Origin of the sequence: Loktanella gaetbuli, from assembly GCF_020531945.1 — a bacterium.
In the GTDB taxonomy this organism is placed as follows: Bacteria; Pseudomonadota; Alphaproteobacteria; order Rhodobacterales; family Rhodobacteraceae; genus Loktanella; species Loktanella gaetbuli.
The window spans coordinates 159634-173013 of sequence record NZ_JAJATZ010000005.1; the positions used below are offsets into that span (position 1 = coordinate 159634).

General features: G+C 63.1%; 12 protein-coding genes. 4 read left to right on the forward strand and 8 right to left on the reverse strand.

The features are described 5' to 3' along the window. Positions 1 to 16 precede the first annotated feature (16 nt). A complete protein-coding gene (locus tag LGQ03_RS12035; protein ID WP_226748603.1) occupies positions 17 to 2317 on the forward strand; it encodes an aldehyde dehydrogenase family protein in 2301 nt (766 codons plus the stop codon). A 61-nt stretch (positions 2318 to 2378) separates the two neighbouring features. Here the strand turns inward: LGQ03_RS12035 and LGQ03_RS12040 are convergent, their stop codons facing one another. The 8 genes from LGQ03_RS12040 to LGQ03_RS12075 all read right to left on the reverse strand — a co-directional run bounded on the left by LGQ03_RS12040 (position 2379) and on the right by LGQ03_RS12075 (position 10135). Next, positions 2379 to 3056, reverse strand: a complete 678-nt coding sequence (locus LGQ03_RS12040) for a DUF1523 family protein (protein ID WP_226748604.1) — start codon at positions 3054 to 3056, stop codon at positions 2379 to 2381. Positions 3057 to 3065: 9 nt separating this feature from the next. Further along, a complete protein-coding gene (locus LGQ03_RS12045) occupies positions 3066 to 3332 on the reverse strand; it encodes a hypothetical protein (protein ID WP_090159835.1) in 267 nt (88 codons plus the stop codon). 10 nt (positions 3333 to 3342) lie between these two features. Continuing rightward, positions 3343 to 4659, reverse strand: a complete 1317-nt coding sequence (locus LGQ03_RS12050; protein WP_226748605.1) for a DUF6638 family protein — start codon at positions 4657 to 4659, stop codon at positions 3343 to 3345. 10 nt (positions 4660 to 4669) lie between these two features. Beyond that, positions 4670 to 5002, reverse strand: coding sequence for a hypothetical protein (locus LGQ03_RS12055; RefSeq protein WP_226748606.1), 333 nt, complete (start codon positions 5000 to 5002; stop codon positions 4670 to 4672). Next, complete coding sequence (locus LGQ03_RS12060; RefSeq protein ID WP_226748607.1) at positions 4999 to 6933, reverse strand: AAA family ATPase; 1935 nt, start codon at positions 6931 to 6933, stop codon at positions 4999 to 5001. The genes LGQ03_RS12055 and LGQ03_RS12060 overlap by 4 nt, the downstream gene beginning before the upstream one ends. A 49-nt stretch (positions 6934 to 6982) precedes the next feature. Beyond that, entirely contained in the window at positions 6983 to 8107 is a 1125-nt protein-coding gene (locus LGQ03_RS12065) for a hypothetical protein (RefSeq protein ID WP_226748608.1), read from the reverse strand. A gap of 6 nt (positions 8108 to 8113) precedes the next feature. Next, positions 8114 to 9193 carry a GumC domain-containing protein gene (locus tag LGQ03_RS12070; RefSeq protein WP_226748609.1) on the reverse strand — a complete coding sequence of 360 codons (1080 nt, stop codon included), beginning with the start codon at positions 9191 to 9193 and terminating at the stop codon, positions 8114 to 8116. 141 nt (positions 9194 to 9334) lie between these two features. Continuing rightward, positions 9335 to 10135: a L,D-transpeptidase gene (locus LGQ03_RS12075; protein WP_090159829.1), complete on the reverse strand. Its 801-nt coding sequence runs from the start codon at positions 10133 to 10135 to the stop codon at positions 9335 to 9337. A gap of 188 nt (positions 10136 to 10323) precedes the next feature. On the opposite strand from LGQ03_RS12075, the gene LGQ03_RS12080 reads away from it, so the two are divergent. The 3 genes from LGQ03_RS12080 (at position 10324) to LGQ03_RS12090 (ending at position 13349) form a co-directional block, all read left to right on the forward strand. After that, positions 10324 to 10794, forward strand: a complete 471-nt coding sequence (locus LGQ03_RS12080; RefSeq protein ID WP_226748610.1) for a hypothetical protein — start codon at positions 10324 to 10326, stop codon at positions 10792 to 10794. Between the two features lie 2 nt (positions 10795 to 10796). Further along, positions 10797 to 11759 (forward strand): P1 family peptidase, encoded by a 963-nt coding sequence (locus LGQ03_RS12085; RefSeq protein ID WP_226748611.1) that lies wholly within the window; start codon positions 10797 to 10799, stop codon positions 11757 to 11759. Between the two features lie 111 nt (positions 11760 to 11870). After that, on the forward strand, positions 11871 to 13349 hold the full coding sequence (locus LGQ03_RS12090) for an NAD-dependent succinate-semialdehyde dehydrogenase (protein ID WP_226748612.1): 1479 nt from the start codon (positions 11871 to 11873) through the stop codon (positions 13347 to 13349). Positions 13350 to 13380 lie beyond the last annotated feature (31 nt).

The following is a 13380-nucleotide window of genomic DNA, read 5'->3' on the forward strand; positions in this document are numbered from 1 at the left end:
TGACAGGGGTTCAGCGATGACCGTCAAGGAGATCTTTGAGACGATGGACTACGGCCCTGCCCCCGAGAGCGCCAAGGAAGCCTATGCCTGGCTGGCTGAAAAGGGTGATTTCGGTCACTTTATCGGCGGGGCCTGGACGGCACCGGGCGATCTGTTCGCGACGGTGAACCCTGCAACCGGTCAGACGCTGGCACAGGTCTCGCAGGCCACACAGGCGGATGTCGATGCCGCCGTCAAGGCCGCGCGCAAGGCGCAAACCGCATGGGCAAATGATGGTGCGGCCCGCGCGCGGGTGCTCTATGCGCTGGCGCGGCTGTTGCAGAAACATGCGCGGCTCTTTGCGGTGCTGGAAACGCTGGACAACGGCAAGCCGATCCGCGAGGCGCGCGATATCGACGTGCCATTGGCACAACGCCATTTCTATCACCACGCGGGCTACGCCCAGTTGATGGGGACCGAAATGCCGGACCGCGCAGCCCTGGGCGTTTGCGGTCAGGTGATCCCGTGGAATTTCCCGCTGCTGATGCTGGCCTGGAAAATCGCGCCGGCGCTGGCGATGGGCAACACGGTCGTCCTGAAACCAGCCGAATGGACGCCGCTGACGGCCCTGCTGTTTGCGGATATCTGCGGTCAGGCCGACGTGCCGGCAGGCGTCGTGAACATCGTGACGGGCGACGGTGCCGTGGGCGAGATGATCGTGACCGCCGAGGTGGACAAGGTCGCGTTCACCGGGTCCACTGCCGTGGGTCGCCGCATCCGCGAGGCCACCGCCGGTACCGGCAAGGCGCTGTCGCTGGAGCTGGGTGGCAAGGGCCCCTACATCGTGTGCGACGACGCCGACATCGACAGCGCGGTCGAAGGTCTGGTCGATGCCATCTGGTTCAATCAGGGCCAGGTCTGCTGTGCGGGGTCACGCCTGCTGGTCCAGGAGGGCATCGCGGATGTGTTCCACACCAAGCTGCGCGCCCGCATGGACAGCCTGCGCATTGGCGATCCGCTGGACAAATGCATCGACATCGGTGCCATGGTGCATCCTGACCAACTGGCCCGCGTGCGCGACATGGTCGCGGCGAATACCGATGGCGAGGTCTACCAGACGGCCGTACCAGCCGGCTGCTATTACCCGCCGACCCTGATCAGCGGCCTGGCCCCGGCATCACCGCTGATGCAACAGGAAATCTTTGGCCCCGTGCTGGTGTCGACCACGTTCCGCACCCCGGCTGAGGCGGTCGAGATCGCGAACAACACCGCCTACGGTCTTGCCGCGTCGGTCTGGTCGGAGAACGTGAACCTCGCGCTCGATCTCGCACCGAAACTGGTCGCGGGGATTGTCTGGATCAACGGCACCAACATGATGGATGCCGCAGCCCCCTTTGGCGGGGTCCGCGAAAGCGGTTTTGGCCGCGAAGGCGGCTGGGAGGGGCTGGGCGGCTATACCAGACCCGCTAATGCGGCCAAATCGCCAGCGGCTGTCGCAGCCTACACCGGTGACGGCACAGCAGAGGGTCTGGACCGCACGGCCAAGCTGTACATCGGTGGCAAACAGGCGCGACCTGACGGCGGCTATTCCCGTGCGGTCTACGGCCCCAAGGGCAAGCTGCTGGGACATGCGAGCCTGTCGAACCGCAAGGACCTGCGCAATGCGGTCGAGGCGATGAATGCTGCCAGCGGCTGGTCGCGGACCACGGGCCATCTGCGCGCGCAGATTCTGTATTACATCGGCGAAAACCTGTCAGCCCGCGCGGATGAATTCGCCAACCGCATCAAGGATATGACCGGCAAAGACGGCAAGGCAGAGGTCGCGGCCTCCGTTGACCGATTGTTCAGCGCCGCCGCCTGGGCCGACAAATACGACGGGCAGGTCAAAGGCGTCCCGCTACGCGGCGTGGCACTGGCGATGAAGGAACCTGTGGGCAAGATCGGTATCCTGTGCCCGGACGCGCAGCCTTTGCTTGGCTTGGTCAGCCTGATGGCCCCGGCGATTGCGATGGGGAACCGCGTGGCACTGGCTGCGTCAGAGGCGTTTCCTCTGGTTGCCACCGATTTCTACCAGGTGCTGGATACTTCAGACGTGCCGGGCGGCGTGGTGAATATCCTGACAGGTGCCCATGCGGATCTGGCAGAACCCATGGCGCGGCACCTTGATCTGGACGCGGTCTGGGGCCTGTCCGGCAACGCGCAGATGATCGAGGCGGCCAGCGCGGGCAATCTCAAACGCACCTGGACCGGGCCGTTCGATCCGTTGCAGGATCACACGCGCGACATCCTGAACCATGCAACAGAGGTCAAGACGATCTGGGTGCCCTACGGGGCCTGAGGCCCAGGCTTCTTCTGGTCGTAAATATCCCGGGGTCTGGGGCAGCGCCCCAGTCCTGCCCTTATTGGCGGTCCTTGGATTTCCAGCTGTCCAGCCAGCGGCGCAATCCGCTGCGGCGTTGGGCCAACCCTGCGCGGGCCTCGTCGAACTGATGTTCGGCCGCATCGATTGACGGATCGATCATCCTTTCGCGGAATTGCCGCCACATGCCGCGCACCACAAAAAAGGCGACAAAGAGAAAGCTGAAGAAAAAGATATTGAACCACGGCACGATGCCGGGGTTCGGGCCATCAACCGGCGTGATCCGCACCGCGTTGGGATAGATCGACAGCCAACGGTTACGCCAACCATAATGCGTGATGCTGTACCAGCCGTCGGCACGGGCGGCCGCCGATGCCTCGGCCTGCAGATCGGCGCTGTCGAATTTGAAATAGGGCGGCCAGATCCAGCCGGTGTCCTCGTTGCGGTAGACCATGACCTCGGTCCGGTCGGTCGGAATGAACCCCAGCAGATAGGTGCGCACCTTGGTCGTGTTGATCAGGCGCAGGTCGCGGGTGGCCTGTTCGACACCGCCATTGTCAGCCTGGGCATAGAATATCCGGTTCAGATTGCTGAAATCCGTGCGGATCACCTCGGTCGAGGTGATCTGGACGGTGTCATGCTGCGGCAGCACGTAGTGCAGGAAACCGCCCAATACCAGAATGGGCAACAGACGCAGAAAGAAGAATATCGCGCGCATGACGCCCCCTTAGTTATTGTTCACCACATAGATGATCACCGACACGACAACAATCGGCACAACATAGACGCCCAGCAGCAGCTTGGGACGCAGTCCCTTGCGATAGGTTGCCATGCCTGCGGCGACATAGGCCTCGCGGGTCTGACCTGGCACCGGGTTGGCGTCATAGTCGTCTTCCAGCCGTTCGCGTCGCAGCGAAGCGGAATACAGCGATAGTGACCAATACACGACCGTCAGGCCGACAAGTGCAAAAACAAGCAATCTGACAAATGCCATTTGGTCCTCACTATCCCCAAGGGCCACGGCGGGCGGGCAGCGGCGGCGGCCCCGACCGGCGTGACGTGTCACCGAACAATTGGTCGCGCACCTGCGCCTTGTTCCCCAGATAATCACGTTCGAGCATGTTTGCCACGTAGTCGCGCATCGGGTCCGGCCAGCCCGCGTAGGCTGCGTAAAACGCGCGTTTATGACAGATGAACAACTGGCGGGCATCCAGCGGCGACAGTTCGGCCAGCATCATGTTCACCAGATCCGCCTGCGGGCCGGGACGGGCACGCATCACATAGAAATAGGCCGGATCGTCGGAAGTGATGCGCGGCCAGGGCCCGCCATCGGCCGCCCAGCGCAAGAGTGCGGCAAGCCCGTGCCAAGCCGCGGGCAAGGCCTGTGCGTGACGCCGCGCCAGGGCATGCATGTCGCGGCTGGTCACGGCATTCAGCGCCTCGCCCGCCATGGCCGCGGTATGGGCCGTGATCTGGTCCATCTTGTACCGCAGGATCGCAATGGTCCGCGCGCTGCGGTCCTGCGCCACAGGCACCGCCAGATCGTTTTCGGACAGGAACTGTGCAATCGCCGCCCGGTCGTTGAAATCCAGCTGACTGAGGATCGGCAGATCGCCCAGTGCCTGATCGGGGTCAACGGCGATCGCGGCGGGATGGGTCACGTCCCGAAACACATAAAGCCCGCCGAAATGTGCAGTCCAGAAATCAGAAGCAACGTATTCGTTCTGGGTCAGGCGCAGCGGATGCCGCGACACGTCCCCGGTCTTTTGCGCCAGATCGATCATCTGCGCGATCAAGACGTCGTCATACCAGCCGTCGGGACGCGTCGTGAACGCGTCGATCAGCGCCCCCAGTGCCTGTGCGTTGGCGATCGTTCCAGCGGTGGTGTCGGCGGTGATGCGGATGCGACGGATATCGAAAAGCTGTGCCGCGGCCTCGGCCGTATAGACGGAATTCAGCAATTCACCCGCCACAGCGTCTTGTGCGGTCAGCGTAAACAGCGTCGCTTGATTGTCGGTGATGAACTGCCGCAGAATCTGCCTGCTGATTGAAAAGGTCGCATCCAGCAGCGGCGCGCGCGCCTGATCGGTGGTCAACAGGATGAACTGACGGTTCACCCCCCGCGGATTGAGGTAGCGCGGGTCGCCCAGCTCTTCGCCGATTTCGGGACTGAACCCGGATATATCGATATGGAACCGGTCCAGCGCAGTTGTCCGCCCTGTCAGTGCCGCCAGCGCGCGGTTGTAGCGCGCCACCAGCACCGGACTGTCAACCGCGACGAGGTTGCCGAACATCAACCCCCGCGCAATCAAGCGATGCATGCCGACACCCCTACCAAACCACATCCACCCAGGTCCGCGGCAAACCCGCCAATGACAGCACCATGATCGGCCCCCAGATCAATGCGGTCGACATGGCCAGCCTGCCGAAAAAGACGACACTTCCCAAGATGCCAAGGTCGAGGATACGGTCGAACGGTATCCCGCTGATCACGTAGAGCGCCATGAAATAGCCCCCCGTGATCACGCACAGGATTACCGAAGACAGCACGCCGTTCAGGACCAGCGGCCTGATGCCCTCGGGCAAGAGCATCGACAACAGTTTCGGCACCAGCCATGCCAGCAGCGCCAGCACCATCGCAGGCAGCAGCAGGCTGTCGATCATGCGGCACCGCCTGCCGCAAATCGGCGGCGTGCCTCGGCCATGCGTTCCATCTCGCGCACGGCGGTGTCGATGGCGACAGCGTCGGATTTGTCGGCATATCGGAATTCGCTGTCGGCGTAGCGGTTGATTTCCTGCAACACCGTTTCCGGCGTGATCGGTTTGCGCAACTCCGAGATCATACCCATTTTCGTGTCATAGTCCTGAAACAGGAAAAGCTCCGGGTCCTCCATCCAGTCGTCGGGCAGCTCAAAGTCCATCGCGCGCACCTTGACCGCATCGGTGATGTTCTTGATCGCGCGACCGGTGAAACGGGCGTCGGCCTCCTGGATCGCCTTGAGGTAGGTGCCGAGTTTCGCAATCGTGTCCAGCGCACCGATCCGGTCCTGTACGCGGTCGAACACGTTTTCCAAGGCCGCCTCCTTGGGCCGCGCATGGCTGGCATAGCTGGCAGCGACGGCGCGCTGGATCGCCTGTGCGGCATAGAGGTCATGGTTGCCCAGGGGAATATCATGTTTTTTCCCCAGCAGCAGATGCAGGATGTCGATGTAATCGTCCTGCGTTTGCGGCCCATCCACCAGAAACCGCGCACCCGCCCGCTGGCGTAGCGCGTCGTCGACGTTTTCAGGAAAATTCGAGAACATCCCGAACGTGCAGTTGCCGCGCACCACGGTGCCCGCACCGGCAAAGGCATCCATCAGCACGGCGGTGATTTCCAGCTGCCCCGCGCTGGACTGGCGGTCACCGCGCTTGCCCGCCAACTGGTCGATATCGTCGATGGTGCCGAACCCGATGACATTGGGGTCGAGGATGTTGTCCACGAAGGCCTTGGCATTCTGACCCGATTTACCCTGATAGCTGTCGATGTTTTCCGTCGACAGGTTCTGATAGCGGAACGGATAACCCGCCGTTTCGCAATAGCCCGAGATCAGCCCGGCCATCATCTGGATCAGCGTGGTTTTCCCCGTGCCCGGCGCACCGTCCCCCATAAAGGTAAAGATGAAACCGCCCAATTCGGCAAAGGGATTGAGCCGCCGGTCAAAGTCATAGGCCATCAGCATCTTGGCCAGCCGCATGGCCTGCGCCTTAGCGATGTGATTGCCGATGACCTCGTGGGGTTTCTTGAACGCCATCGTCAGCGGGGTGCTGCGCCGTGCACGGGCGGGGGTGAAACCGCGCAGGGCGAAATCATCGGCCGCCACGTGCCATGATGCCTGACGAAACGCCTCCAGCCCGGCGGCGCTGCCCGCACGGGCAGTCACCTGATCCTGCAGCGCATCGGCAAAGGCCAGAACCGTCGCCACCAGCGTCGCGTCAGAAGTCGCAAGCTCTGCAATATCGCGGTCCAGCTCCCACAACACACCGTTCAGGGCTAGCGGTGCATTCTCGACCAGCAACTCGTCGATCTGCGACAGATCCACCGTTTCACCGCCTGCGCGATCGGCCAGCAGGTGTGCGGTGGCTGACCCAAATACGAAAAGCACGGCCAGCGCCTCTGCCTCCAGCGATTGGGCGAATGCGACGCGGCGGTCGGCGGACAGGGTTCCGTTCAGATTTGCGGCCTTGAGTGCTGTCAGCCCGGTGCGATCGCCCAGCTGATCCCCAACGGCCAGCGCAATGGCCAGCGCGCGCCGCAGCGCCTGCAGCACCTGCGCCTGCAAGGGCGTGGTCAGTGCGTCGTCACCGACCGCCCCGATCCGGTCCTGCAATGACACCGCCCCCGCAGGTGCGGTACGGCGCGTGACCAGACCCGGCGTCGTGGACCGGAACGCCCGCCGCGTGCCAATGCCCGCCGACCGTTCCGGTGCCGTCGCAGGACCGGCCTGCGCCAGACGCGGCGCGTGATCGAACCCGTCCAGCAACGCAAGTGCTGCGCCGTATTGCGCGCGGATATCGCTTTCGCGCAACTCCACCTGATCGCTGGTCTGGCTCATGTCATGTCCATCATCTTGCCAAAAATACTCCCGCCGGAGGCATCCGCACTCACCGTCTGCGCACCACGCGGCCATCGTCAGAGACCACGTATTTCACCACGTCCGCGAACCCCGCAGGTCGTGCATCAGCCAGGGCCTGATAGGGTCGCGCGGGCAGGATCAGGCTGCGTTCCATCCGACTTGCACCCCGGTCCAGCGCCGCGTCGGCAAAGGGGTCCTGGGCAAATATCTGTCGCTCCACCGTGCCGAACCAGCCGGATTTGACGCTTTCTACCCGGTCGGTCATCAGTTCCTCTTCGGTCCAGACCAGCGCCCAGTCGTCGCCTTCGGGACTGTTGGCCACCGCCAGCACATCGCGCAGGGGCCCCGATTGGCGGGTAAAGGCGTGCGAATACATCGGCCCGATATGGAACCGGCGCAGGCGGACGGGATGCAGGTCATCGAAATCCTGATCGAATCCGGTCGCAATGGTCAGCAGTTTCAAACCCGTCAGGGACTGCGCCATCAGATGCGCGTGGGCCTGCGGCCAGCGGCGGTCGTCCTTGGGCAGGGCTGTGCGGCCACTGTCCTCGACATCCATCAGATAGATGACGGGCAGATTGACCTCGCTGTCATAGACGGCCCAATGGACCAGAAATCGGCGCCGCCCGTTGCTGGCGGTGGCGACATAGACGGATTGCGGATCGTTGCGCGGCAAAAACAGCCGCCCCTTGGCGAGTTCTTCCAGATATAGCCGCCGCGCGAGCGTGAATTGCAGGTCCGTCGGGATGGTCAGATCGCCGGTAATCTGGCGCACCATCGCGCCCTTGAGGTCTGCCACGGAGGGCATGTCGGCAAGGTCAGCTGCCGCACGTGCCGCATCGGCGGCCATGTCCATCAGTTCCGCATGGACGGGAAAACCGCTCTCGATGCGGTCGATGGTCAGCTGACCTGCGTGGGGCACACGGCCTGCCATGTGATAACGGTGCGACAACGCCGTAAAGCTGTAGTTCAGCCCCGCAAGGTAGCTGACGATGGCGCTGATCTCTGCGCGATTCAGCCCGCCTTCGGCCTGCAAGGTTGCGGCGACACGGGTCAGATGCCGCGTGATGCGGTGAAACTTGGCGAAATAGCGCCGGGTGACGCGCGTGTCCTCCAGCTTGAAATGGTCCAGTGGTGCCGTGATCGCCGACATGCCGCCCTAGACGTCCTGCGGCCCGTAACGGTTGGAATCGTGTTTTTCCGCGATCCGGGCAAAGCGGCGCATGAACCGCTCATCGGCCTTGGCCTTTTGTTCCAGAATGTCGCGGGCAAAGACCATGTGATCACCGTGTGCCTCCAGCATGTCGGCCATCCGGTTGTTGGTTGCGGCCCCGATGGCGGCCATGGCGGTCTGCGCCTCTTGGTCGGTTTTCACGCCGATCTCGTTGATTCGGTGCGCCACGTCCTGTTGCTGCGCGGTTTTCAGCGATTTGGACAGGGCGTCATACAGCACGACCCGCTGGCGGGTGTCGGTTTCCAGTTTGTTGATCAGCACCATCTGGGTCGCAGCCTGGTTTTGCAGGCTATCGATCCACGTTTTGCCCTTTTCGATGTAGCGTTCCAGCGTCTGCGACTTGGCCAGCTGGACCTGTTCGGCCTGCACGAGTTCGTTGTAGCGGGTGTTCAGCTGGGCCAGCTCGCTTTCCAGTTTGGTGCGGGCCTGCGTGTCCTGTTCGACCGCAATCTTGTTTTCAAGCGTGATGATCGCGGGATCCATGCCTGCGATTTCCGCGCGGACCGATTCCAGTTCGGCCACGGTCACCTCGCGCTCTGTCAGCGTGCCTTGCAGGTTCCCGTCCACCTTGGTTTTCTGGTCCTCCAACATGGTCAGCTGCCCCTTGAGCAGCCGCGTGATGACGTCGGATTTGGAAATCAGGTCCTGAAGCTTGTCGTCGATCGACGCCTGACGGATGCGTTCCTCGCGCATCGAATCAGCCTTGCCGCGCGAGAAAATGCCGATCAGTTTTTCCGTGGTGGTTTTCGTGCGCATCTCGTCGAAATCGCGACTGAACCCGGCGGTCACATCGTCCAGCCCCATGATCAGTTCCGCGATATTGGCGTTCATCAGGTCGGTCTGGGCGTGGACGTCGTCCAGCGTGGCGTTTTCCAGATCAATCGCCACGTCACTGCCCAGATCGGCGCGCGCGCGTTCGATGCGTGCGGTCATTTCCGCAATCTGCGATTGCGCGGCCGCGACCTGCGCCTGACTGTCCTGGATTTGCTGATCGAAACTCGCCATGCCCTTGTCCCCTGCCTGTGTGCGCCGAAGGGACACCAAGCCCCACCAGTCGGGCATAAGTTAGGCAAAGCATGGGCGCGGACCAAGTGTGCCGCACGGGTCACGCCGTCTTTGTCAGGCGGCGTGACCGAAGGGTCGCAATCAGAAGTTGCTGGCGAGTTCATCCCGCATCGGTTCCCGGTCAGAGGACACGGCCTCTGGTCCCAGCAGTTCGTCCGCACTGATGATCTTGGGCGGCAGTTCCACGCCCCGGTTGAAATACTCGGGGTCGACACGCAGGGATTCCGCCTCGGACCGGATATTGATGGTCATCGGTGTCGTCACGTTGTTGTACAGGTGGATGATGTCCTGGTTGAACATGCGGATACAGCCGGCGGAACCGGAATTGCCGATGCTTTCCAGATCGTTGGTGCCGTGCACACGGTAAAAGGTGTCGCGCCCGTTCCGGTAGATATACAGGGCGCGCGCGCCCAGCGGGCTGCGCAGGCCGCCGGGGATGCCACCGCGGAAATCGCTGTACACCTCGGGTTCGGTGCGGATCATGTTTGCGGTGGGTGTCCAGCCCGGCCAGGCCTTTTTCAGCTGAATCGTGGCCAGCCCGGACAGGGTGCGGCCCTGACGGCCGACGCCCACGGGGTAACGCGTGGCGGTGCCGTCCATTTTCACATGATACAGGAATTTGGCGTAAGGATCGACGTCGATGGACCCGCGCGGTGCCTCGCCGGTATAGACGCCTTCCATCCGGCGATTGATGCCTTGGGTGTATTCGATGGGAATCGCCGGCAGGTCGTAACCCGCATCGCGCAGGGGGGGGTATTCCGGCAGGAATTGCGGTGCGGTAGGCACCGGCATTTCGGGAACGCGCGGGGCACAGGCCGCCGCGGTCGATGCCAGCAGCATGGACCCAAAGGCACGACGAGACAGGGACGAATATGCGCTCATTTTCCAAATCACCAATTTTTAGCTTCTGATCTCTTTAACATCACAATCGGGATAGGCAAATCGCCAAGCCGCCGGGTTTCAATTCCTCACACGTCGTTTACCCGGTGGCTTGCCTTGGATGCGCCTGCGCGGCACTGTCAGGCCATGCAACGCGATTTTTGCCCAAAAAACATGCAACGGTGGATCAGATGACGCTGTCCGGCCTGTTCAATCGACTGCTGCGATACCTGGCCCGCCGCGGGTTGCGGGACGCAACCAGGCTGATCCCATCAGAGAGCACGCGGATCGCGCAACCGACCCGCCCCGCCCCTCCACCGCAAGGTCAGATGCGTTTGCATCTGTTCGGTGCGAATTTCGACAGTCAGGCAGCGGCAGAGGCGTTTTGCCTGTCGCCGCCGGGCACGGAGCTGCCCAGCGCCCTGACCCAGCAACTGTCGGGTGCCTTTGTCGACGACGCACAGGTCGAGGCGGTGCACGACGACATTCCCAACCGATTGGCGGAATTTCTGGACCCCGAGGGCGTGGACGACGTGCTGTTGCGGCTGGCGGGGGACAATACGCTGATCATCCTGACCGAACTGGCGTTCGGCGGACTGCCATACACCCTGGATGACACGGCCGACCTCACCTACCTTGGCGATATCACGGTGGCGGTCTGACGGTGCGCAATCTGCTGACCGATGTGCCCGGGCTGCGGGTCGGACATGCACAGGACGACCGGATCATGTCGGGTGTAACGGTCGTGACCGCCGCCGCACCCTTTGTTTGCGGCGTGCATGTCATGGGCGGTGCCCCCGGCACCCGCGAGACTGATTTGCTGGCCCCTGACAAACTGATCGAACGCGTCGACGCGCTGGTCCTGTCGGGCGGGTCGGCGCTGGGGTTGGATGCGGCATCGGGGGTTGCCAATGCATTGCGCGCAGCGGGGCGCGGGTTCGACGTGGGCGGCCAACGGGTGCCCATCGTGCCGGCAGCGATCCTGTTCGATCTGTTGAACGGCGGGGACAAGGGGTGGGACGTCAACCCCTATGCAGCACTGGGGTTGCGGGCGCTGGAAACCGCAGGCGATGGTGCCGGGCTGGGCAGCGTCGGCGCGGGGGCCGGTGCGACCACGGCCACGCTGAAAGGCGGGCTGGGTCAGGCGTCTGTCAGGCTGGATGACGGCACGACCGTAGCGGCGCTGGTCGCGGTCAACGCCCTGGGATCAGCCACGGTGGGCGAGACCCCGCATTTCTGGGCAGCCCCGTGGGAGGTCAATGCAGAATTCGGAGGCCACGGACCTGCCTTGACCTATCCGCAGGGCCACCCCGCGACAAAAGGGGCCAGCCGCAACACCACGCTTGGGATCATCGCAACCGACGCGGCCCTGACGCAGGCGCAATGCACCCGGCTTGCAACGGCCGCGCATGACGGGTTCGCCCGTGCATTAGTCCCCAGCCATACGCCGATGGACGGCGACCTGATCTTTGCGCTGTCGCAGGGTGACAGACCCGCGCCCGATGCGGCCCTGTTGGGTCATGCGGCCGCGACGGTGATGGCACGCGCCATTGCGCGTGGCATCTATCATGCCACACCTGACCCCCGCGACAGCCTGCCGACCTACGGCCAGCGCCACGGAACATAACCGCCCGATGGGGCGCACCGGATCAGCGCGACGTGCAGAGTTCCGGTTTCCCCCGCCGACCGCGCGCTCTATATGCATGGCAACCGAAACGCGCGTCCGAAAGGAACGACCATGCTTGACCAGACCACCGACCTTGCGTCCCAGCTGAAACGCCCCGACCTGTTGTGCCAAAAGGCCTATGTGGCGGGTGAATGGGTCGATGCCGCATCCGGCAAGACCATCGACGTGGTGAACCCCGCCCGCGGCGACGTGATCGCGACCGTCCCGGACCTGAGCCGGGCCGAAGTTGCAACCGCCATCGCGGCGGCCGACAGCGCACGGCACGCCTGGGCGAAACGCACCGGCAAGGACCGCGCAGGCGTGATGCGCAAATGGTATGACCTGATGATGGCCAACCAAGAGGACCTGGCGATCATCATGACTGCCGAACAGGGCAAACCCCTGACCGAATCCCGAGGCGAGGTCGCCTATGGCGCCGGTTTCGTGGAATGGTTCGGCGAAGAGGCAAAGCGCGTCTATGGCGAAACCATCCCTGCACATCAGGAAAACGCGCGCATCACAGTGATCAAACAGCCGATCGGTGTGGCCGCCGCGATCACGCCCTGGAATTTCCCCAACGCGATGATTGCGCGCAAGGTTGCCCCCGCGCTGGCCGTCGGTTGCGGCTTTGTCGTGCGCCCCGCGTCGCTGACACCGCTGTCGGCGCTGGCGATGGGCAAACTGGCCGAAGAGGCAGGCATCCCCAAGGGTCTGTTCAGCGTCGTGACATCCGACGACAGCTCTGGCGTGGGCAAGGAATTCTGCGAAAACCACGCGGTGCGGAAACTGACCTTTACCGGATCGACCGAGGTGGGGCGCATCCTACTGAAACAGGCCGCCGATCAGGTCATGAAATGTTCGATGGAACTGGGCGGCAACGCGCCGTTCATCGTGTTTGACGACGCCGATATCGACGAAGCGGTCAAAGGGGCCATCGCCTGCAAGTTCCGCAACAATGGTCAGACCTGCGTCTGTGCGAACCGCATCTACGTCCAAAAGGGCGTCTATGATGAATTCGCCAGCAAACTGCGCGACGCGGTCGCGGCAATGAAGGTCGGCGACGGCCTGAAGGACGGGACCGATCTGGGCCCGCTGATCGAACCCAAAGCCATCGACAAGGTCCGCGAGCACATGAAGGACGCGGTCGAAAAGGGCGGCAAGGTCATTCTGGGCGGTGAGCCGCACGCATTGGGTGGCCAATTTTTCCAACCCACCATCGTCACCGGGGCCACGCAGGACATGAAGGTCGCCACCGAGGAAACCTTCGGTCCCTTTGCACCGCTGTTCGCCTTCGAGGACGAGGACGAGGTCATCGCCATGGCCAACGACACGATCTTTGGTCTGGCCAGTTATTTCTACGCCAAGGACCTGAGCCGCGTGATCAAGGTCCAGGAGGCGCTGGAATACGGCATCGTCGGCGTGAATACGGGCATCATCAGCACCGAGGTCGCGCCCTTTGGCGGGGTCAAGCAATCGGGTCTGGGCCGCGAAGGCAGCCATCACGGCATCGAGGACTACCTCGAGATGAAATACATCTGCACGGCCATCTGACGCATGGGTCGAAAGCGGCGCATCGCCGCTT